Source organism: Turicibacter sp. TJ11 (assembly GCF_021497505.1).
Classification (GTDB): domain Bacteria; phylum Bacillota_I; class Bacilli_A; order MOL361; family Turicibacteraceae; genus Turicibacter.
On record NZ_CP069349.1, the window covers coordinates 872188 to 895806 of the forward strand.

Annotated in this window: 21 protein-coding genes; 1 reads left to right on the forward strand and 20 read right to left on the reverse strand. The window is 33.9% G+C overall.

Annotated features, from left to right (window positions below; genetic code table 11):
* Positions 1–98: 98 nt before the first annotated feature.
* The 12 genes from JRC48_RS04095 to JRC48_RS04150 all read right to left on the reverse strand — a co-directional run bounded on the left by JRC48_RS04095 (position 99) and on the right by JRC48_RS04150 (position 13721).
* Entirely contained in the window at positions 99–944 is an 846-nt protein-coding gene (locus JRC48_RS04095) for a hypothetical protein (RefSeq protein WP_235070593.1), read from the reverse strand.
* A gap of 451 nt (positions 945–1395) precedes the next feature.
* Positions 1396–2115 carry a hypothetical protein gene (locus JRC48_RS04100; RefSeq protein ID WP_235070594.1) on the reverse strand — a complete coding sequence of 240 codons (720 nt, stop codon included), beginning with the start codon at positions 2113–2115 and terminating at the stop codon, positions 1396–1398.
* A gap of 108 nt (positions 2116–2223) precedes the next feature.
* The gene (locus tag JRC48_RS04105; protein WP_235070595.1) at positions 2224–3807 is read right to left on the reverse strand and encodes a DEAD/DEAH box helicase family protein; all 1584 of its coding nucleotides are present in this window, start codon (positions 3805–3807) and stop codon (positions 2224–2226) included.
* A 45-nt stretch (positions 3808–3852) separates the two neighbouring features.
* On the reverse strand, positions 3853–4140 hold the full coding sequence (locus tag JRC48_RS04110; RefSeq protein WP_235070596.1) for a hypothetical protein: 288 nt from the start codon (positions 4138–4140) through the stop codon (positions 3853–3855).
* A 2917-nt stretch (positions 4141–7057) separates the two neighbouring features.
* Entirely contained in the window at positions 7058–8515 is a 1458-nt protein-coding gene (locus JRC48_RS04115) for an RNA-guided endonuclease TnpB family protein (protein WP_235070597.1), read from the reverse strand.
* 95 nt (positions 8516–8610) lie between these two features.
* On the reverse strand, positions 8611–9558 hold the full coding sequence (locus tag JRC48_RS04120; RefSeq protein ID WP_235070598.1) for a site-specific integrase: 948 nt from the start codon (positions 9556–9558) through the stop codon (positions 8611–8613).
* Between the two features lie 123 nt (positions 9559–9681).
* Complete coding sequence (locus JRC48_RS04125) at positions 9682–10407, reverse strand: class I SAM-dependent methyltransferase (RefSeq protein WP_304941329.1); 726 nt, start codon at positions 10405–10407, stop codon at positions 9682–9684.
* Positions 10407–10751 carry a ribosome silencing factor gene (gene rsfS, locus JRC48_RS04130; protein WP_235070599.1) on the reverse strand — a complete coding sequence of 115 codons (345 nt, stop codon included), beginning with the start codon at positions 10749–10751 and terminating at the stop codon, positions 10407–10409. Before rsfS ends, JRC48_RS04125 begins: the two co-directional genes overlap by 1 nt.
* A gap of 14 nt (positions 10752–10765) precedes the next feature.
* Complete coding sequence (yqeK, locus tag JRC48_RS04135) at positions 10766–11329, reverse strand: bis(5'-nucleosyl)-tetraphosphatase (symmetrical) YqeK (protein WP_235070600.1); 564 nt, start codon at positions 11327–11329, stop codon at positions 10766–10768.
* 2 nt (positions 11330–11331) lie between these two features.
* A complete protein-coding gene (gene yhbY / locus JRC48_RS04140; protein ID WP_235070601.1) occupies positions 11332–11625 on the reverse strand; it encodes a ribosome assembly RNA-binding protein YhbY in 294 nt (97 codons plus the stop codon).
* A gap of 182 nt (positions 11626–11807) precedes the next feature.
* Positions 11808–12917, reverse strand: coding sequence for a ribosome biogenesis GTPase YqeH (yqeH, locus tag JRC48_RS04145; RefSeq protein WP_235070602.1), 1110 nt, complete (start codon positions 12915–12917; stop codon positions 11808–11810).
* A gap of 282 nt (positions 12918–13199) precedes the next feature.
* Positions 13200–13721 (reverse strand): YqeG family HAD IIIA-type phosphatase, encoded by a 522-nt coding sequence (locus JRC48_RS04150; RefSeq protein ID WP_235070603.1) that lies wholly within the window; start codon positions 13719–13721, stop codon positions 13200–13202.
* Between the two features lie 163 nt (positions 13722–13884).
* Here JRC48_RS04150 and sigK point away from each other — a divergent pair, with 163 nt between their 5' ends.
* Positions 13885–14574, forward strand: coding sequence for an RNA polymerase sporulation sigma factor SigK (sigK, locus tag JRC48_RS04155; RefSeq protein ID WP_235070604.1), 690 nt, complete (start codon positions 13885–13887; stop codon positions 14572–14574).
* A gap of 34 nt (positions 14575–14608) precedes the next feature.
* Here sigK and JRC48_RS04160 read toward each other — a convergent pair whose 3' ends face one another.
* The 8 genes from JRC48_RS04160 to JRC48_RS04195 all read right to left on the reverse strand — a co-directional run bounded on the left by JRC48_RS04160 (position 14609) and on the right by JRC48_RS04195 (position 23396).
* On the reverse strand, positions 14609–16531 hold the full coding sequence (locus tag JRC48_RS04160; protein ID WP_235070605.1) for an NAD(+) synthase: 1923 nt from the start codon (positions 16529–16531) through the stop codon (positions 14609–14611).
* 3 nt (positions 16532–16534) lie between these two features.
* On the reverse strand, positions 16535–17116 hold the full coding sequence (nadD, locus tag JRC48_RS04165) for a nicotinate (nicotinamide) nucleotide adenylyltransferase (protein ID WP_235070606.1): 582 nt from the start codon (positions 17114–17116) through the stop codon (positions 16535–16537).
* A 184-nt stretch (positions 17117–17300) separates the two neighbouring features.
* The gene (mtnN, locus tag JRC48_RS04170) at positions 17301–17990 is read right to left on the reverse strand and encodes a 5'-methylthioadenosine/S-adenosylhomocysteine nucleosidase (protein ID WP_235070607.1); all 690 of its coding nucleotides are present in this window, start codon (positions 17988–17990) and stop codon (positions 17301–17303) included.
* Positions 17991–18054: 64 nt separating this feature from the next.
* Entirely contained in the window at positions 18055–18525 is a 471-nt protein-coding gene (gene greA / locus JRC48_RS04175) for a transcription elongation factor GreA (RefSeq protein WP_235070608.1), read from the reverse strand.
* Between the two features lie 253 nt (positions 18526–18778).
* Positions 18779–19399 (reverse strand): uridine kinase, encoded by a 621-nt coding sequence (gene udk / locus JRC48_RS04180; protein ID WP_235070609.1) that lies wholly within the window; start codon positions 19397–19399, stop codon positions 18779–18781.
* 242 nt (positions 19400–19641) lie between these two features.
* Positions 19642–20907, reverse strand: coding sequence for a U32 family peptidase (locus tag JRC48_RS04185; protein WP_235070610.1), 1266 nt, complete (start codon positions 20905–20907; stop codon positions 19642–19644).
* Between the two features lie 21 nt (positions 20908–20928).
* Positions 20929–21864, reverse strand: coding sequence for a peptidase U32 family protein (locus tag JRC48_RS04190; RefSeq protein WP_235070611.1), 936 nt, complete (start codon positions 21862–21864; stop codon positions 20929–20931).
* A gap of 365 nt (positions 21865–22229) precedes the next feature.
* Positions 22230–23396 (reverse strand): sensor domain-containing diguanylate cyclase, encoded by a 1167-nt coding sequence (locus JRC48_RS04195; RefSeq protein WP_235070612.1) that lies wholly within the window; start codon positions 23394–23396, stop codon positions 22230–22232.
* Positions 23397–23619: the final 223 nt, after the last annotated feature.

The window sequence follows — 23619 nt, forward strand, 5'->3', positions numbered from 1 at the left end:
TTGATTTTCTTGCGTGTAAGAGGTTTCAGCATTTACCCTTATAATTTGTCTACTCAACTTCCAAAACCTCTCACACGTTGATTCTCGCACGATTACGCCTATGCACTTAATCTTTCTAATGTTTTATCGTACTCTTTCTTCATCTCGATGAATTTAGCTTGGTCGCCCCCTAAATCTGGGTGTAGCTCCTTGCTCAATTTTCGATATAATCGTTTCACTTCTCGCTCATCTTTGCATTTGTTGAATCCAAATTTACAGAAAGCAAGACTACTACCAAATCCACTATTGCCAATCCCCTTCCACCACTCAAGCATTACTTTGCTTTTATATGAGTCAATTAGTTGAATTAATTTTTCACCATAGACCTCGTAAAATAACCCTCTACAATATTGCTCTAGGTTTAAGTCGATTAGTCTTAATGTTCCTTTTGCTTCACACATGTTGATTGCTTCATAAATTCCTTTGAATCGTTTAACCTCGGCAGACAATTCTTTCATTTTTTCAACAGCACCATTAGAATCACCACTCATATGTAAATCGTATAGGTTATCAAGTCGCTCCTTATAAGATTTGTATGAATATTTAGTGCGGTAGTATTTGTACATTCCACTCTTCATTCCAAGTTCGACTAAATCTTCAACATCGCCATATGCAACTCCATCAACAATACGAATAGTGCTTTGCTTAACTTCTTCAACTTCGCTTTCCTTTAACAATCTCTTCATGAATGACTTTTTATTCCATGACTGTGTCCCAATCTCTAACTCAGTTGCACTTCCAGTTAAGCCAACCCATAATCGTCTTACTTTGTACTTACGACCAGTTTTCTTTGATACCTTCTCAACCATCTCAGTACCGAGTACGTCTATCTCAAAGGTTTCATTGTTATATTCAACCTTAAAAGTTTGATTCACTAACTCATCATATTTACTCTTTCTTGCCATGTTTTCATCTTCCCTTTCATTTCCAATGTAAAATTTTTTTACGTTTTTTGCATATTTCTATTGACGTTGCATACAATATGATATAGAATGAATCTGTAAGTCAACTGCTACTAGGCTAAAGACCTAGTAGATTTCTTGGGGGATTTCTTTTAAATTGTGGAAACCAGAGTTTATATCCACATACAGCTTACCAACATCAACTTCCAAAATTGTGAATACATTATACACGAACTGTTGCTGAAGTCAACTGCTTTTCGTGTATCTTTTTTATTTTTCCCTTCATTTATATTATAGCGTGTTTTTGATTTTTTTAATAAATTGCAACATTGTAAACCGAAACATTTTAAAAATAAACCCCAAGAAGTACTTGGCTTCCAACCACCTTATGTAAAAAATGTAAAAAATTATTTTTGTTATTTTTGAGAGTATTATACATAAATTAGATTACGTTTTATACTTTTTGGTATGTAGAAAGTAAAATTTTATCTAAATATTTATTCAATTTCTGAATGTTACACTCATCAATCATCTTATTCATTTTCTTCATTTGCTCTTGGGTTAAGCCATCCTTAACTTTATCGAATTTATCCATTACATCGAATAAAAAGTCATCATACCACCAGTAATGTCCATATGCTTGATTTCCACCAATTCCTTTGCAAACGTTGATGATATTTCCACTCTTAGCTCCCCACTCTTCGTGCAGATTATTAATGACTCGAAGCTCACCTGTCTCTGCATTGACACACACGACCTCTCTCGTCTCTCTCTTTGCTACTTGCGAATTGATGGACTGCGGAACAAACATACACGTCTCACGCGAGTACACTTTGTGTTCAGCTCCGTACTGCAAAATATCTTTATCAAGTGACATTCGGACTTCACCTTTTAGCCATTCCTCATAACCAGGTAGATTCACAATGTCTTTCTCAAAGTTAGCAAAACATAACCAACGTTCACACACAGTACAGTTTTCATATGCTTGATGTTTCTTCGCTTCTTTTTTATTCGAATAACAACGGCGAACCATTTCCTTCCACGCTACATATGATTTCTTGCGATTTCCATTTTCGTCAACTGTTAATGTGTCACCTAGGTAACCTACACCGTATACTCGTCTATTCACCTTATTAATTACTTCATTCATTTCTTTCATTTCTTTATTCATCATCTTAATCATCCTTTCATTTTTTTATGCCAAAAACTCAATGTGTACTAAAACTTGTAATACTCTTATAATATTTATAAGACTTTTACAAAATTTGGTACACAAATTAATTTATTTTTCAATGATCCAATAATTCACAGCTACAACTTTCCCCTCAACTCTTTTATTAGTTCTTTTGGTTTTAATTTCGTAATCAATCCCACAAGCAGTTAGAATCTTGTTGATAGCTTTAGGAGTTTTAACTAATCGACCTTGCTTATCTCGACAGTTGCAGAATCTAACTAAAGTATCTTTTTGTTCGTCTGTAACAAACTTTTCACCAATCTCAATAGACTTCTCAAAGTAAGCAATCAGTTCTTTATCTGCCATCATGTTCTCAACATCATCCATATCAATGATTTTGTCACCAGCTACTTGTAGATTGGTATACAATTCTTTCAACACACCTGCATGACCTTCTTTGTGAGCAATTGCATATTTATATTGATTAATTGTATCCAATACTGCAATCATCTCTGACTTGTTGATTTTGATTACTCCATTTGAATCTCGATAAAATCCATTTGGTAGTCCATGAATTTTATTTTTAAATCTCATTTGAACAACTTTAATCTTTTCGTCATTACCATAAGCGTCAATCGCTACACCGTACTTCTCATTCAACGCTCTAACTTTCCCATTCAGTTCCATATTGTTGTAAGCACGTACAACTAAAGTAATTCCTTCACGATTGCGTAATCGACCATTTGCTTGTAGGTGTGTATCTTCATCAGAGAAGTTTTGAATGAGATACTTGCAATTTGTGTCTGTTACGTTAATCCCCTCTGCAATAGTTTTAGTTCCTACCAATACAGGTGTTGAGAATGTTCCATCTTTGATTTCACCTTGTTGTGCTTTAAACATTTTGAATTTGTTGTCACTACCTTTAGAATAAACGAATGAAACTTGGTCGCTTGGTAGTGTTCTGCTCCATTTTGACAATTGAGTATCTTCACCTTTACCAGTTAGTAGTTTCTCTGTGATGATTAAGATCTTCTCATTTTCTTTAAGATTAGTGTAAATTTCATTTGTCTTTTCGATTAATTGCTCATCTGAATTTGCAATAACAACCTCTTTAACCATTGAGTAATCATCATCAGAAGTGTAGCTAATTTCATTCGGTGACAGTTCTTGGCTAAATAGATTGTGACCTGTACCACTTAGGAAGATGACAATTTTATTTTGTTCTTTTAGCCAATTCAACACTAATAGTGACTCTTGATTAAATAGTGAATCATTTACTAATAAGTGAGATTCATCTACCACGATAATGTCAAAAGTAGGCAAGTCACTTTTCTTAACAACATTCTCATCTTCCTGCTCTCTGACATAATCTTCTGATTCAACTAGCATTTGTTGTAAACTTTGAGTTGTTGTAATCCCGTAACGATTCACACATTCTAATCCTTCTGTGTCTGCGATTTGTTGTGCGTTTAAGTTACTGCGTGGTGATAGATATAGCATATATAAATCTTCCGACTCTAAGAAGCTGGTAATTGTATTGTTAATGAAGTGAGTTTTTCCCATTCCTGTTGCACAGCCAATCTTAACAATAACTTGCTCACCTTGTTTGTATGTATCAATCCAACCTTTCACATCCTCATGTGTAATTTGCTCACTTAAAAATTTTGATTTGTCTAATTTGATTGTTTTCATCAACATCATTCCTTTCATTTTTCATTTCTAATAAACTAAACGTATTTACAACGACTTAGCATATTCTTCTGCTTCTGATCTGTTATTAAATAGCTTTCCTTCAACCTCGTAGCGGGTTTCAACTTCCTTGTAAATCTTATCAATTACAAAGTAACAAGCCTTAGTCTTACCCTCGCTATGCCAAGAGAAGAATCTTCGCCATTTATCAAGCTGAATCATACGAGACCTACCACGTACTTCTTCTTCATTAAACTTGCCACACAATTCCCAATATTTATATTTCTCTCCTACTTTTAATTCTTTTACTTTGCTATAAGTTATCATTTTAATCATTCCTTTCTCGTTATTTGATTGTGTTATTGTTGATTACACAAACGTTATTTTTTTTAAGACAACAACAAAAAAAGCACTCATAAATAGTGCTAGTTGTCTCTACCTATTGATAGACCATTGGGGGTTGTCATAAAGTGTGTCAATCTTGTGTCCTTAGTTGTGTTACTCTCTATCCTATTCCGTTCCCCAATTTTTTCCACGAAATCAGTATGAATAGGTATGGAGTTATGAGGTTAGGTAGATAGAAGGCTACTTCCTCTTCTTCTCTACCTCAAATTGGTGTAACCTAAAGACTTGGTTAAAAATGCCCAAAACCCCAAGAAGTACTTGGGGTCTAGCGGTTTTTCTATTTCAATAATTTTCCATTTTGCAATCTATTTTTGAGTTTGTTTTTTCAATATTTACCTTTTTTGCACAAGGTTTACAATATTTAGCTTTATTGTTTGTAGCTAAAATCAACTTGCCACATACTTCACAATATTTGAGTTTTCCACCTTTGCAATATTGCTCAAAAAACATATAGTGCAAAATTGCGTTGTTATATCTATCATGTAAAGCATTAGGGTGAGTACGCCAAAAGTACGCCAAAACCCCAAGTACTTCTTGGGGTTGAGGCACTTTTACGACAATCGAGAAAAGTAATTTCTATGCACTCTCTACCCTTACAGACAAAACTTAAAAGTGTCTAATCCATGTAGCTCAAAGCATTGATTTTATCATGTTTTTAATGAGGTGAAATAATGTGTAGTTATGTATTTGCAAGTTGCTATATATATCCGTTGTAAATAAAAAGGGGATTTAAGAAGAAAAATGCTCATAAACATTGAGGTTATCATGTTTTGCAATTATGTTTTATGGTGGTAAATTGTGAAAACTTCAATTTCGTATATATATCCGTTGTAAATTATTATGATTACTTTGGTAAAAACACCCTACAAGCACTGGTGTTATCACATTCTTCAAAAAAAAAGATATTTATGCACCTCTCAATTTCGTTATTATACTCATGTAAATTAATTTAAACTTTTTCTCAAATTATTTTCAAAAAATGTTGTAATATCAACGTTTACGAGAGTCGAGCATTTTTTCTTCTTTTACCAAAATGACTTACACTTGTAAATAAATTACTCACATAAGTAAGCGTCAAATTGAATTAATTGTATAATTTTATTTACAACTTCTCCATTTTGCGAGATTAGGATTTATTGCAGATCAAATAAAATGCAGTAAAATCTATTGCCATCACAACACAGTATTCCATGTTGCATTACCAATAAATAGTATGATGATTCCAATAAATCTTATTCAATTTGCAATAGAGCCTATTGTAATTGCAATAACCCTCACTACTGCAATATGTATGTAGATTGCAATAGCAATTTGAAGTTAGTAACTTTAGCAAAAAAAATAAGCTACCATGTAGGTAACTTAATCTAATTGAGTAGGTAATTTTATTTAATTAATTGCAGAATACACAAGGGTATAGTGGTGGCAGGTAGGCTTTTGCTTTGCACCTTGCTTGTGCTATGCACTTGCATAGTTGCTTATGCAATAGCATATGCTACCCATATTCAAAATGTGACACTTTCCAAAAACTTTTTTATAATTATCTACTTTCTAATAATCTAAAGATTATTAGAAATAGATAACCAATTTTTCGGTTTTGATTCATTTTTCAAAATTTTAAATTGAAAAAAATTTTTTTTGTGACTCGAATCTCAATCGCAATTTGAATTATACGCTCGTTTATACCACGTTTTTAGGCGATTTAAGAGCCTTTAACCTTTACCCTATAAATAACACTGGGAAACGCTTACAAGAGCAAATAGGTGGGTTTCTGACGGTCTGAAAGAGCGTATAAGCTAATCTATGCCGATACCCTTACATAAGGTAGTCAGTGAACACGATACCCTGCTTTGGGGTAGAATATTTTAACGACCCTTTTAAAGAGGAAGTTACTCTTAGAGCTAGGGTCAGTTTAACACCTCGTATTTGCCCGTTTTTCGCCCATTTGAGGAGCGATAGGACTTGCCTAGTATAATTTGTAGGGTAGATGCTACAAACTCTCAGAAGTGCCATAAACTAGGAGATACTGAGCGTAGAATTAATGTTAGAGTGGTAGCCATTGAAATAGCTCGCAGTTACACCAATATAACTATTAGTTATAGTGCTTTGTGGTAGTTGAGTTATGGACAAAAATGTCCGTTGTGGAGTTTGCATCATATCTCACTGTTATTTGCTAGAATGCCCTATCTAATCGCCAATCTGAGAGCCTTTACAGTGTGGTTGGTATAATTTTACCCCTAAGCCTTACAACGCTGTAATCGCCCATTACGTAGGTCTGAGAGAGTGTGTAAAGTCGTTTACGTGGTGTAATTGAGTTTAATTCAACTATTGCAGTTAGGTCACAAAGGGGAGCTACGCAGTAGCGACACTCATATTATTCTATTACTTATTATTATTCTACTATTTATTTATGTAAAATTTTTTACCCATTTTTACCCATTTCATTTGACATTGTAGGTAAAAATAATTAATTAAAAATCGTTAGTTTGTTTGACGTTGGTATGATTGAGTGTAAACTCAACCCAAAACTAACTCCAAACTGGGGTTGAGTACAAAAAGAAAACACTCACGATGGAGTGCTAATTTTTAGGTTATTTTCTATTATGTGTTTATATGATTTGGAAGTCAGTGGGTATCTACCGCGAGATGATTGTCAACTTCATCAAATGTGTGTTTTATACCCCTTACAATTTCAGTGGGTATCTACCTTAAACATGAAACATTCACCAAAGATGGTAGTTTTATACCCCTTACAATTTCAGTGGGTATCTACCCTCAAATTCAATTCTAAGGAGTTTACCGAGTGGCTATCTGCCCTCAGCTTAAGGCGGTAAAATCAGCCCTGACGAAATTAATCGTCGTTTTTATCTTCTTTAACAAAATTTGTACTTCTAGCAATATTTATAGCTGCATTATGATCGGCATTAAGTGTGAGTTTACATTCAGTACACTCAAACTTAGCTTGAGACTTACGATTTTCCTTATCAACATGACCGCAGTGACTACACGTTTGACTTGTATAAGCAGGATCAACAAATCTAACTTCAATACCTTCTCTATCAGCTTTGTACTTAATCATCGTTTGTAGCTCATAGTATGACCAACTAGCAAGTAGACGATTGTCAAAACCTTCCTTAGTCAAATGCTCAAGATTGATAAATTGACATTTGTTGTCTTTAGCAAATTTAACAATCTTATGAGAAAGTTGGTGATTGTAAGTTCTAGCGAAGTTGCGCTCTTTATCTCTGAATTGTTGCATAGCTTTTAACTTCTTAGTACGACCTTTTCCACCTTTAACCATGACTAATGATTTTTGCAGTTGACTTCTACGTTTGGCAAATTGATCTCGCACACGCTTAAAATCTGTGTAGCTACCAAATCCTCTGCGTATATAGGTATCATCTGATAGACAAGCATAAGCAGGAATGGCGATTCCCAAGTCAACACCTAGAGTACGATTTTCGACATAGCTTGGCTCTACTTCTTTATTGTAACGATAATTCAACATAAGAATCAAGTGGTTGTTTTTGTCAAACTTTAATTGAGATTGACTGATACGATATTGACCATTGACTAGGTTGTTCAATGTGTATTTTAAATCAATATTACGAGTTGGATTATTGCCAGTAATGACTTTGAATACAATTCCCTTAACCCAACGAATGTGGACTTCATCACCTTCGTAGTAAATGTGGAGACCACCACGATAATCTTCTTTTTCATACTTAGCATCGGAACGACCTTTTAGCATTAAAGGGAAACTACGCTTATAGCTAATTAGACTTGCATTCCCTTTCATATAATCAGAAAGAGAATTTTTGAAATCTTTGTTTGCTCTATTCACCACGCAAGATGCAGTTTCAGTTGATATGAAATTAATTTGATTAACTAGAATTTGATGAATGTCTTTTAAGTACATCTCATTGAATTTAACATCAATATCAGTGCGATACTCTTTCTTATCCTCAAAGTCTTGCTTTAATTGTTCTGCTTGTTCTTTGAGGGTTTCAATCTTTTGATGAGCTTCTTCAACTTTACTTTCTTTTGATTTAGGATCATCAATGACTTTCTGTTGCTTACCAATTTGAGTATCAATCTTTTTCAGTTGAGATTTTAGTCGATACTCTGCACCACTATTGTATTGGTTTAAGGTGTGGTGAGTAGCTAGTAGGCTCATGCAGAGATTTAATCCTCTCCACTGATTATACATTTCGTCACGTATCATTTGGTATTTAGCATTACGCTCTTCTTCTGTTTCTGCAACGATTGTAACTTTTAATTTTTGAACTGATTGTATTTTTGTTGTCATAGTCACCTCAGTTTGATTAGACTTTGTGTGACTATTATATGTGGGAATTAGTCGTTTTATGCGAAAAAAATAAAAGACACTCGTAATTGAGTGCCTTATTTTAGTTTGATACGATTCTTTTGATACTGAGCTAGTGTATCTAATCCATCAGTTGCTTTCTGAATCTCTTCTCCAAAAAGTTTAATGTAGCGATTAGTTACCTCTAATGACGAATGATTAAGTAGCTCCTTTATAATTACTGGATTGACATCAGCTTTGACCAAATCTCTTGCGTAAGTATGCCGAAGGATATGCAACGAGGTCTTTACTCCTCTCTTTTCTGCATACTTGGTAAAGGCTTGTTTTAAAATGTGTAGCTCCATTTGATCCCCGTAAACAGTTGGAAACAATGGTACTTCACCCTTAAATCCTGTTAGCTTTAACCAGTCAGTGAGGATATTGGTTATTCTTTGAGATAGATAAATAGTTTGTGGTTTGTGATTTTTAGTATCTCGCAGATATAAAGTCCTATTTTGTAAATTCAAATCACTGACTTTCACCTCACGCACATTACGAGAGCGAATCCCAGTCGATAAGACAAGATTAGTAATTGTCCACATTCTCACCTCATTAAAGGTTTCCTTCTCAGGTCTAGCAATGAGTTTCTGTACTTCCTCTTTAGTTAAAGGGGTCTTATTCTCTTGATTGCTTTTGAGTAAGTGAATCGTCATTCGTCTACAATACCCTCGTTCAATGGCAAAGTAGAATAGAGTTCTTACGTATTTTAGTCTCGAATTAATAGTTGTGGTTTTGCCACTGTAATTCTCACTTAGAAAATCTATATATCGTTGTACTGTTAAATCATCAGTTTCACTAACGATATAATCTGCTCCTAAGCATTGCTCAAGTAGTCGATAGTTTGAGATGTACGTATCAATCGTATACTCACTTAATCTTCTAACTCTACAATGAGCCAAATGCTCTTCATATAGTTCTCTTAGTGTTATATCTTCAAGTGTGTTTTCACTCAAAGTCATGCGTTTTCGACCAGTTTTTTTAACCATTTTTGCACCCCATATCCTCTGATTTTTTATCAAAAGGATATTGGATATGTTTTTTATCGATAAAATCTCGCTTCAAATCTAGTAATTATTATTGAAATTAGCTAGAAAGGTTGATAGTATTACTTACTTTTGTGCGACGAAGATAATACGCTCACTTTCTTCTGTCGGCGCTTCATCTAAGAAATCAGCTGAGATCTCTAAGATTTTAAATCCGATATCTTCTAACCATTGTTTATATTCTTCGATTGCGAAGGTACGTTGGTAATGCGTTTCTTCGAAACGCTCATAACGATCGCCTTCACGTTTGAAGAATGTTAGTTCATGCTCGATACTATATGGATATTTTCCTTCACATACATGCCAAATATATGTTAAATCTGGGTTTGTATCAGCATATAAGTAATCTTGAAAGATTTCAGTGACTTTAAATAGTGAGTGAACATCAAAAATTAAAATGCCACCCTCTTTTAAACTTTCATAAAGATGAACAAAGGTTTGGAACACTTCATTATCTTTTTTCAAGTAATTCAATGAATCGACATAAATGACCGCTCCATCAAATCCACTAAATCCTTCTAAGCGACACATATCTTGTTGGACATAATGAATCCCTAATCCTTCAGATAATGTTTTTTCATACGCTAATGATAACATATCCTCCGATAAGTCAATTCCGGTTACATTATATCCTTCTTTAGCTAAAAGAATTGAAATGGTTCCTGTTCCACATCCAACGTCTAAAATAGAACTTCCGATCGGAAGATATTGCTTTGTTTTAGCAATCCATTTATGATATGGAACATCTTGCATTAAAATATCATAGTAATATGAAAATGCTTCATAAGCCATTATGCTAACATCCCTTCAACATTAACACGAGGCACATCGGCCCATAATTTTTCTAAATTATACTCAAGACGAGTTTCTGGTGTAAAGACATGAACAATGATACGTCCAAAATCAGCAAGTACCCATTGTGCTTGATGTGCACCTTCAATGTGCTTTAATGTTAAGTCTGTTGTTCCTTCTAAATCTTTTAATTCACGAATGATCCCTTGTGCTAAACGATCATTTTTAGCCGTTGTAATCACCATGTAATCATAAATTGGTGAATGATTTTGCATATCTAAAACAACGATATCTTCTGCATGTTTTTCATCTAATGCTTTTACGAATTTTGATAAGTTTTCCAATTAAATCAACTCCATTATAAATATTGACGATAGTATTCATACGCTGCTAATGTGTCTGGGTGAATATCGCCATTTCCTTTAGCCCCTAAGTAAGCAACCGTATCTGAAAGTGTCTGAGCGACAGCGACATTTAAATCCTCGGTCGCTAACTGACGAATTCTTTCAACACCTGGTTGACTTCGACCTGGTTCTATATAATCGGCTAAAAACACAATTTTCTCAAGAGTCGTCATCGCTGCTTTACCTGTTGTGTGATATTTAATCGCATTCAAAATCTCTAAATCTTCAATTTGATAATCTTTTTTTGCGACAATAGCACCTGCTGGTGCATGCCAAACTAATGGGCTATAAGTGAGATACTGTGTCTCATTTGCCTGTTCTAATAATTCTTTTAAACGGTCATTTGGTACATATTTTGCAATATCATGCAATAAAGCGGCGATTTGAACGGACTCCACCGGTGCTTGATAACGATTAGCAAGTTCGATACTTGTTGTAACAACTCCTAACGTATGATCATAGCGCTTGGTTGGCAGCTGTTCTTTTACTTTTAATTTTAATGTGTTTAAATCAATCATCACTATTTTGGTAAGACGATTTGTTTTTTCTTACTTGATTCTTTGTAGAAAACAATCGTTTTCCCAATGACTTGAATGATCTCAGCATTAATGACTTCAGCAATTTCTGCTGCAATCGCTTTTGGTTCTTCAAAGCAGTTTTGTAATACTGAGATTTTAATTAATTCGCGCGCTTCTAATGCATCATAAACCGTTTTGATTAACGCATCGTTCACACCGTTTTTTCCAACTTGAATAATCGGTTGCATCGTATGTGCTAATCCTTTTAAATAACTTTTTTGTTTTCCTGTTAACATTATTACTTCACCTCTAACTGGTATTTATAATTTAGCGCTTCTAACTCAGAGCGCTTGGTTGGCATGTCTTCTTTGTGACCAGTTGATCTTTTGTTTTAATTACTTTTTAACATTTAGTATATCGTCAAACTCGAATTGTTACATATTTAGTATCTTTTGTCAAGTTTATCTTAAAAAATGACTTAAATTAACGATGGACGTAAGATAACGCCAACTCCTTTAGGTGCATGAACTGTAATTTCTTGACCTGTTCCCGCTACCGTAATCCATCCTAATCCAGAAATCACAATGTCTGTTTTTTCATTTCCAATTCGATACACATGTTTTTCTAACGGCATTGGCGTTCCGTTTTCTTCAACGATTGGCTTTAACACTTGTCCTGCTTGATTAGCCCATAATTGATCTGCTTTTTCTAATTTTGTACGATGGATATGTAATGAATTAGAAAAATGCGTGATAAATGATGTACGTTCTCCTTTAACAAAGTCCATACGTGCTAATCCACCAACAAATAGTGTTTGCTGATCATTTAATTGATAAACTCCCGCTTTAATTTCTTTTTTCGGTGTAATTTCTTTTAAAACTTTAGGAGAGACATAGTGTGCTAACTGATGCTCATTAATAATCCCTGGTGTATCGATGATTGAGGTGTGATCATCTAATGGAATTTCAATAATATCGAGAGTCGTTCCAGGGAAATGTGATGTCGTAATAATGTCTTCACGTTCTTCTGTAAAGCGTTTAATAATACGGTTAACTAATGTTGATTTTCCAACATTCGTACATCCAACAATATAAACGTCACGACCTTTGCGGTATTTTTCAATCATTTCCATCAGTTCATCGATTCCAATTCCTTTAGCAGCACTTACTAAAGCAACATCTAATGGTTTAAGCCCCATCTCTTTTAATGAACGACGCATCCAATGATTTAATTTTGTTTTATTAACTGACTTCGGTAACAAGTCCACTTTATTTCCTACTAATAAAATATCATTTCCGTTAATATGACGTGAAATTCCCGTCACCATACTTCCAGAAAAATCAAAAATATCAACGATATTAATGACTAAAGCATCTGTATCTCCAACACGTTGTAAAATTTTTAAGAAATCATCACTTGTTAACGAAACATCTTGAATTTCATTATAGTGTTTTAACTTAAAACAACGTTGACAATAAATAATTTGATTTTCCATTTTTTCAATACTTGATTTCGGAGTATATCCAACTTCTTTTGGATTTTCGGTTTGAATAGTTGCTCCGCAACCGATACATTTTAACTGTTCCATTAAAGGCCTCCTACAACTCGTTTCTTCATACGTCGTGATTTATTTTCATAAGCTTTTATCATGTAAAGGGGAAAGCACGAAAAGCTGATTTTTAATTTTACTTACAATGCACTTTTCAAAGCTTAATCTTTTCACTACTTATCAGAAACTAAATAAAGATGATTGATCTAAGGGAGTGAAGTTTTCCCTGTAAGATGAATCTTAGTTTGAATCAGTTCAAACAAATAGCTTTCTATCATGCAAAGATCTTGAACCATTTGTTTGAAAAAATGATTTTGATGATTAATCTAAATAAGGTGGTGTCGGTAACTGACGTTTCTTTAATTGTTTCACGACAAAACGCTCTAAACGACGATTAAACTTTGTTGAATTTTCATCTGAATCTAAATGAATCGGTTCAACTAAAATCGTATATAACCCTAAACGCTTAGCGACTAACACATCTGTCATTAATTGATCTCCAATCATAACGACTTGATTGCGATCATACTGTTTTAAAATTTTACGTAATTTTAATTTTAACGGTTTTAACGCTTTATGATGTGCCGCTTTAATCGATAAATCTTCGGCAAAATGAAGAACGCGTTCTTTCTTATTATTTGAAACGATAATCACTTCAAATCCTAAACTTTGTGCATTTGTTAAAAAATCAATAATTTCTTGAGTTGGTTTTTTTACAGATGCACCAACTAATGTATTATCAAGATCCGTCAGAATCACACGCTTTCCATTGTTTTTTAATGCCATTAAATCAATTTGGAAAACATCTTTCACATATTCATCGGCAATAAAATGATGAAGCAACTGAATCTCTCCTTTCCTATCGATGCTTTCGGTTTCATAGTAAACCTTCATTTTTCTACGCATTCATTTAATTTTAACATAAATTCACTATAGTTTTAAGTCTATCGACAAGAAGTTGTGCATATAATCTACTAAGTCGATTTATGAGGGAGGATTTTATTCTATGTTTTTATTTCAATTTATTGCCTCACTCTTCTCTAATCTCATTCCACTTGTGGGGGCAATTAATAATCAAGCATTTCCTAATCCACTAACCGCAGAGGAAGAAGAATACTACTTCAACAAAATGGCAGAAGGCGATAAAGAGGCTCGCGAAAAGTTAATTGAACATAACTTAAGACTAGTAGCTCATATTGTAAAAAAATATCAAGGTCAAAATGACGACAAAGAAGATTTAATTTCTATCGGAACCATCGGACTCATTAAAGCCATTGACTCTTTTTCACCTGACAAAGGAACAAAGCTAGCCACCTATGCTGCTCGCTGCATTGATAACGAAATTTTAATGCTATTTAGATCCACTAAAAAAATGAGAAATGATGTTTCATTATACGATCCTATTGGATACGATAAAGAGGGAAATGAGATTTGTTTAATTGATGTGGTTAAAGATGAAGAGAAGGATTTAAATGATGTGATTATTCAACAGCTTGCTATTGAAAAAGTTGAACGCAACTTAGATTCACTGACTCAACGAGAACGCGACATTATTGTTCGTCGATTTGGACTTAATAATCAAGAAGAAGAAACACAACAAGAAATTGCTAAGTCTTATGGAATTTCTCGTAGTTATGTGTCACGCATTGAAAAACGTGCGTTGATGAAATTGTATCGAGAGTTTCTTAAAAACTAACCAAAAAGGGGATCTTAATCCCCTTTTTGTCATGTTATAAACGATTGCGATAGCTTGCATCAGACGGCATACGCCAGTCTGTTCGTGGTGAGAGTGAAACATCCAACACTTTTGGTCCATCTGGCATCGCTGAACGTTTAAATTGCTGGGAGTAAAAACGACGGAAAAAGATTTGTAAATACTCTAATAATTTTTCTTCTTCAAACTCTCCCTTAAACGCTTCTTTCATTAACGCATAGATACGATCTTCTGTATCACCGTTGTTTAACATGTGATATAAAATAAAATCGTGCACTTCGTATTTTCCAATGATCTCTTCTGTATGTTGTTCCGTATTAATTAATTCTGGTGAAATAGGGGTATCTAAAATATCACCTAATGTATATTGAAGTAATTGAGCATCTTCCTCATTAGTTGTTAAATTTTTCGTTTCACGTAACATGAATTGTTTCACCATAAATTTAACTAATGTTTTAGGAATTCCTGCGTTAATTGCATAATTTGACATTTGATCGCCATTATACGTACACCATCCAAGTGCTAACTCAGACATATTCCCCGTTCCTAATACTAGACCATTCATCTTATTGGCTAAGTTCATTAAAATATTCGTACGTTCACGAGCTTGAGCATTTTCATACGTAATATCAACGACATTTGGATCATGACCAATCGTTTCAAAATGAGCTAATACGGATTCACGTAAGTCAATATCATGATGAGTTACTCCTAATGTTTTCATTAATTGATTGGCATTTGTATTCGTACGATTAGACGTTCCAAATCCGCGAATTGTATAAGCAATAATATTTTGACGAGGCATATGGATTAAATCAAACGTTTTAGCCGCTAACAATAAAGCTAATGTTGAATCTAATCCACCTGAAACCCCAATTAAAAGGGTTTGAGCCTTCGTGTGTTCCATTCGTTTAGCAAGACCTGCCATTTGAATATTCATCATTTCTTCAAATGCTTCTTTTTCCTCTTTTTTAGGAACAAATGGCGTTGGATCAATCGATTGCTCAAACTTGTAAGTTGGACAGTTAACTAACTCAAACGTTACATGTTTAAGATACGTCATATTATCTTCAGCACTTTGTCTAAACGATGAGGAACGACGACGATCAAATTGAATTTTTGAAATATCTAAATCAGCAAACATCACATTTAACTCTTCACGAGAAAAAATATTCGACTCCGCAAGTAAGGTTCCATTTTGGGAAACCATACTATGACCACCAAAGACACCATCTGTTGTTGATTCATAAACACCTGATGAACAGTAGATATAACCCGCTACTAATTTCAAGCTTTGAATACGAACTAAATCACGTCTTAAGTGATTTTTTTGATAAACTTCATTACTTGTTGATAAATTTAAGATAATATCTGCCCCATTTAAGGCTAATCGTTGACTAGGTGAAGATGGGACCCATAAATCTTGACAAATTTCCACTCCAAATGAAACATTATGTTCATTGTTTTCAAAAATTAAATCACCAAATGGAACTTTACGTCCTAAAAATTCAATTTCATCATAATGTTTAACAATCTCATAACCACGTGTGAACCAACGTTCTTCATAAAACTCCATATCATTAGGTAAGTAGCGTTTTGGAATAATCCCTAAGATTTGATTTTTCTGAATGACAATGGCACAGTTATATAAATTTCTTTGAATAGAAATAGGTGCTCCAACTGTTAAAACACCATCAAATGGGTTATTTTCTAGTAATGTTTTAATGGCTTCATTTACATCTTGTAATAAATACGTTTGAAATAATAAATCACCACACGTATAACCACAAATCGAAAGTTCTGGGAAAACTAAAATTCCTGCTTCATGATCTTGTGCTACTTGTAAAGCTTTTAACATGACTTCTACATTAGCCATTGGGTCGCCAACCGTCACTTTAGGTGATGAGGTCGCCACTTTTAAAAATCCGTTATGATACATGAATTACTCACCTCTTCCATACAATTGATGTTCTTTAACATACTGATCGACACACGCTAAAACAAGGTCTGATCGATTTAAATTTTCACGATACATCGTTGATGACACGTCCATTTTTCCAAATGAATTTAAGACAATGAATTGATCGTAATAAAGCCCAAATTGTGTTTTTATAATCTGATCAACGTCAATATCATCTCGTCTAAAGACGATGATTTTAAACTGTTGAATTAATTGCTCGTATTGAACCCAGTTAGGTAAATCTTTTAAATTATCGGCCCCAATCACAAATGCAATGTCTTGAGTTGGATACTGTTTTTTCATGATGCTTAATGTCTCAAAACTTGTTAAGACGCGATCTGCTTCGACTTCAATCATTGAAACGGATGCATGTGGTAGCTGTTTACAAACAAGGTTTAACATATTCACTCGATGATGTGATGAAATTAAACCTTTCTTAGGATATTGGTCCCCAACAGGTAAAAAGAAAAACTGTTCACAATCTGTTTGCTTTAAAATATGTTTAGCAATCTGATCATGTGCAATCGTTGGGGGATTAAAGGAACCACCAAAGACAACGATCATGTCTATATCACTCCATTTCTATCACCTTTAGTATGAGCTAGCTCGATAATCTTTAGTCTTAAATCAAGTGAGCTATTGAATTTTTACTAACTCCCAATCAAAACTAAGTGATGTACTCTCTTCATTTAGTTTTGACATAAAAAAGAAAACAATCGCAAAAATAATTTGCGATTGTTTTTGCTTATTAGATCATTGCCACTAATTCTGTGACCATTTGTGAAGATTCTTTTGCTGCAACCGCTAAAAATTCATTAAAGGAAATGTGTGATTCTTTTCCAGCGATATCTGATAACGCGCGGACAATAATAAATGGTTTTTCATAATGATGACAAACTTGTGCCACCGCAGCTGCTTCCATTTCAGTCGCTACAACTGATGGACAGTTCGTTTTAATGAATTCCATTTGATCAGGACGATTAATGAATGAATCCCCTGTCCCAATTTGCCCTAGCCAATATGTTTTATTTGCTTTTTGTAATACTTCTTCTGTTTTTTTCATTAAATCAGCGTCTGATTCATAAACAGCAGGCATTCCCGGAACTTGTCCGTAAGCATAGTTAAATCCTGTGACATCGACATCATGATATAACGTCCCATTAGAAACGACAACATCTCCGATATTTGCTTGAGGGTGTAATCCTCCCGCTGATCCTGTATTGATCACATAATCGATATCGTAATGTTCAAATAATAACGTTGTTGCAATCGCAACATTGACTTTTCCGATTCCGCTTTTTAATAGAACAACTTCTTTATCATTTAATGTTCCTTTTGTAAATTCAACATGTGCAATGGTTTTAACTTCTTCAACAGTCATTGCTTCACGTAATAACGTGACTTCTTCTTCCATGGCACCAATAATTGCAATCGTCATGTTTTAACCACCTTTATTTCTATTTCGTTTGAAAGAAAAAGAGCTGCTTATGGGCAGCTCAAAATTATTGAACATTAACAATAGCAACTGTAATAACACCTTTTGGCGTTGAAACCATTGCTGTATCACCCTGACGTTTACCCATTAAAGCTTGAGCAATAGGAGATTCATTTGAGATTTTTGCATCAAATGGATTTGCCTCAGCGCTACCTACAATTTTATATGTTACGTCTTCTGATGTTGATTCCTCACGGAATGTTACTGTTGATCCGATAGTAATCACGTCGCTATCTTCATCTGATTCAATAACAACTGCATTTTTTAAAATGTATTGTAATTCTTGAATACGCTCATAGACCATTGCTTGTTCTTCACGTGCTGCATCATACTCAGCATTTTCTGAAAGGTCCCCTTGTGCACGAGCTTCTTGTAATTTAACTTTAATTTCTTCCATACGCACTTGCGTTAAGTGATCTAATTCATCTTGAAACTTTTTAATCCCTTCAAGGGTTAAATGTTGTTGTTTTTCTTTCATCAAAAATTCCTCCGAATCAATTGAAACCAATAAGATTGATAATTTCAACTATATATTATACATGAACTTATTCATTTAGTAAACATTATGCCATTAATCCACCAAAAGTGTTAAGGTGTTCTTTTACATCTCTTCATTTAGTTTTCCACTTTTAGCATAATTTATTCATTTTTCCGAAAAAATTACAAAAAATAAGGTATTAGAGATAAAAAGTAAGGCGTTTGCCTTACTTGCATGATTATAGTTTTATCGATTAAGCATTTAAAATACTATTAATTTTTGTGATTAATAAGTCAATAGCTACCGTGTTTGTTTTTCCATCCGGAACAATGATGTCCGCATATTTTTTAGTGGGTTCAACGAATTGTTCATGCATCGGTTTAACCGATTCAATGTATTGTGAAATCACTGAATCAATCGTACGGCCACGTTCTGTTGTATCGCGTAATAAACGACGAATAAAGCGAATATCATCATCACTCTCAACAAAGATCTTAATATCTAATAATTCACGAATTTTTACATCTTCTAAAACGAATAAACCTTCAACAATAATAATTTTTGTTGGCTCTATTTTTTCTGTTTCTTCACTACGCGTATGTTGCGTATAATCATAAATTGGCTTCTCGATTGAGTAACCTAACATTAATTTTTTTAAATGTTTAACTAATAATTCATTATCCATTGATAGTGGATGATCGTAATTCGTTTTGACACGTTCTTCCATTGTCATGTGACTTTGATCATTATAGTAATCATCTTGTCTTAGTAAGGTAATGGTACGATCTGAGAAGGCATCATATAAAATACGTGATACACTTGTTTTTCCAGAGGCTGTTCCACCAGCAACACCGATAATTAATGGTTTATTCATATTTCTCTACCTCATTTTTAAAAATTTTTCTAAAAAGATTTCGGGATGATTTCATAGCTCGTTTACAGCTATTTAAACTTTTATCTCATACCATCTAAAGTGGTCTGATTTCCAAATAAGAAGTATACACTATCTTTCTACAAAATTCAACAATAATTCAGTAAGAAATCACCCTTCTCATTAGCTTGCCACTTTTCCTTTTCTTCATAAGAAAAACCATAGCGAATAAACGCTATGGTTGCTTATTTAACGTGTTTACGCATCATATCATTTGGATATAACTTAAACGGAACTTTGAATTTTAAAATTTGTTTTGGATGACGAGCCACATCCAGTGCTTCTCCTCGTTCATCATACAATTCATTAATCGTCATGATTTGTGTCTCAATCTTTGGTCCGAAAAATTCCACACGTTCTCCCAGACGGAAATGATTTCGTTGTTGTAACGTCACTTCTTGTGTTTCATCATTATAATCTAAAACTAATCCAATGAACTCTTGTGTTGGATGCTCATCACGATTATTAAACATTTGCTCTTCATGTGATGGAATCCCTTCAAAGAAAGCGGGCGCTGTTTCACGATTTGCACATTTTGATAACTCAACTAATAAGTCTTCATTGAACACAAAATGATCAGGATCTTCACAATATAAATCAATTAATTTACGATACGTGCTAACAACTGTCGCTACATAATGAATAGATTTCATTCGTCCTTCGATTTTTAAACTATCAATTCCAAGTTCAATCATTTCTGGAACTGAACGTAATAAGTTTAAGTCTTTTGGACTCATGGCAAACTTAATGTCATCTTCTTTAAATAATGACGTCATTTCGTCGTTTTGACCTTTAACTAAATCATATTCCCAACGACATGATTGACAGCACCCTCCACGGTTTGAGTCACGGGCTGTCATATGATTTGATAACGTGCAGCGTCCTGAATACGCAATACACATCGCTCCATGAACGAAGGCCTCAATTTCAACATCCGTTTTTTCCATGATCTCTTTGATTTCTTCTTTTGTTGTTTCACGGGCTAAAACGACACGGTGAAGTCCTTCCTGTTGCCAAAACTTAACCGCCATATGATTCATTGTTGATTGCTGCGTACTTAAATGAACTTCAACATTTGGAGCGACACGTTTACATGTTTCAATGATTAATGGGTCTGCAACAATAATTCCCGCTACATCAATTTCACCTAATGCTTTTAAATACGCTTCTAACCCTTCCATATTCTCATTGTGAGCAATGATGTTAGTCGTAATATAAATTTTTGATCCGTATTGTTTTGCAAATTCGACCCCTTCACGGATTTCATCTAATGAAAAGTTTTGGGCATTTGAGCGTAAACCAAACTCGCGTCCACCAATAAAGACTGCATCAGCACCATACATAACGGCAATCTTTAATTTTTCAAGTGAACCGGCTGGAGCTAACAATTCTGGTTTTTTTACGATGATGCGTTTGCCATCAACGATTGCTGATACTGGTTTTCTTGCCATGTCCTAGTACTCCCTTCTACTCTACTTATTTTTATAAATGGATGGTTTATAGAAAAATCCTCGATCTAATCCACGAGAGGTTGGTTGAATTTCCTCTAATTTTTTATATAAGGCACGTCCGACTTGATGATATTTCTCACGATCATTCAGACATAAATCGATCGCGAAACGATAAGCTTTTGTGACATTAATTAAATAATCACTTGATTTTAAAACACCATCGATTCGTAAACTATCAATGCCTGCATCAATAAAATCAGCTAAGTCATCAATCATGCACACATCTGATCCATTGAAGATATGTGTTCCTTGTTCATCTTCATAAACTGGATAATATAAGCTTCGTTCTGGATCAAATAACATTAATCCCTCTTCACGTGATTGCACCGTTTCAACGACTTGTCCTTGGAATTTTAAATAGTTCCCCACTAAATGACGACGTGATTGGAACATACAAATCGCGCCATGAATTAAAATTTCTACTTCACCTTTTGAGTGTTCTTTCGTTTCAATTACAGGCTCTTTCATCATTTCTGGCGCTAATACCGTACGAACCACGCCGCGATCATACCAATAATTCACTGTAAAATAGTTCGTTCCTAATGTTTCACTACTCCAATGAAGCGTCATCTCAGGTGCGACTTCTTTTGCAATCATGTAAGCCCCTGGGTCTGAAAAGCGAAGCGCATCGATCGGTAATTCTTTAAGCATTTCAATATATGTTTTTAAATCGTCTAGTAATCCATTTGGCATAATTGCATTAATGGCTACATATACTTTTTTATTATGTCTTTTAATCAATTCAACGGCTTGACGTAACTCGTCCATTTTAAAGTGACCAGCCAAGCGTAAGCCGAATTTTTCCTCACCGATAATAAAGGCATCGGCACCTGCTTCAATTAATGCTTCAATCTCATGTAATCCATGAGGTGTAACAACTAATTCTGGTTTTTTCATTTTATCAACTCACTTTATAATAATGACAATATAAGATTATAAACTACTTGAAAGATAATTGCACTGATTTTGATTTATTTTTATCTAAAATCTCTGATAATCCTCAATCATTCAACATATTTTAAATGAATGAAATTATTTTTTCACCCTAATCAAGATGATGATTAATTTATTTTAATTTTTTATGTTAACACCTATGAAACGTTTAAATGAGATGCTTCTTTTCTTATTTATTATGGATAAGAGAAGTGCTTTTTTATCAAAAAACCATTTCTTTATTCTTTTTTTCATTAAACTCAGGTCAATCACTGTTTTTTTATTATATACTAGGGTTTTTATTCATTACTTTTAGTATTTAATGTTGATTAAATGTCATAAATCACATGATTTTTACCCGCTTGTTTCACACGATATAATAATTGATCCGTTTTTTCATAATTTTCTTCATAACTTAATGAGCAGTCAAATGTTCGAACCCCCATACTAATCGTGAGTTGTGGCTGTAAATTTAACTGTTTGAGTTCATCAAATAACTGATTAATTTGATTTTGCAACTTCGATTCTTCTTCTGTCAGTAATATTGCAAATTCATCTCCACCGATTCGATAACTAACCTCTTTAAAAATACGTTGCAAAAGTCGTCCTAATGTTGCTAGATAAGAATCTCCCTTATGATGTCCATACGTGTTATTCAAGTCTCTAAGTCCATCTAAATCAATAATTCCAAGATAACAGTTTTTATTTTCCAAACGATAGATTGATGAAATGTCTTCCATGAATTTATGGCGATTATACACACCTGTCAACTGATCGACGTAGGCTAGTTTTCCATAATAATGCTCCTTCGTCACATCTTTACCGACAAAGAATATGCCTTTTTTATATTTTAACTTTCTCACTTTATAAACGACATCCCCTGCCTCTTCGTAAGTAATCACCTCTCCATTTTGTAACGTTAATAAATCACTATTGATACAGTGCATCGCTAATTCAGGTGATAGTAGCTCGTGATCGGTTAGATTTAAGACCTCTTCCTTACTTTTGCCTAAAAATTGAGCATAAGCTTTATTAATATATTGATATTTTAACTGTTCATCTTTATAGCACAGTAATTCATCGATACTATCTAAAAGATTTTCAATTAAATTCGATGACTGATGATTACAAGTTATGTCTTGAAGTTCCATCACCACATGGCCATCTAGCCACTGAACTGAGCCATTTAAGCGACGCTGACTTGTTTTAGTATCAACTAAAAAATGATTTAATGATCGACGTTTTTTATCACAAGCTACTTCTTTTAGCACGTGTAACACATCACACATCTGCTCATCACAGCATTGACAACACGTAACATCTAAACAAAAATTAGTCTGAGATGTCCATAAATGAGTTAACAGTGGACACGATTCATGACTTAAACTTTCCATATATGGATTAACATAAAGAACATTTAGCTGTTCATCAAAAACGACGAATCCTGTTTGAGAAGACTCTAAAATAGTCTTAAACATGTTATTTTCTACTTTCATCTGCTTAATCGCATCTCCTTTATTATAAAACTTTTCAATTCATTTAAATGTCATAACGATAAGACTTTAACTTAATAAGGTGTATGACAAAGTCTATTTGACTTTTCATCACTCTTTAATACTTACTTGAACTTTAAGTTATTCTATCAAAACAATGATAACTTAACAGCCTATCACCCAGGGGTCTCTATTTTTCAAAATCAATCGATCTTTTTTATTGATA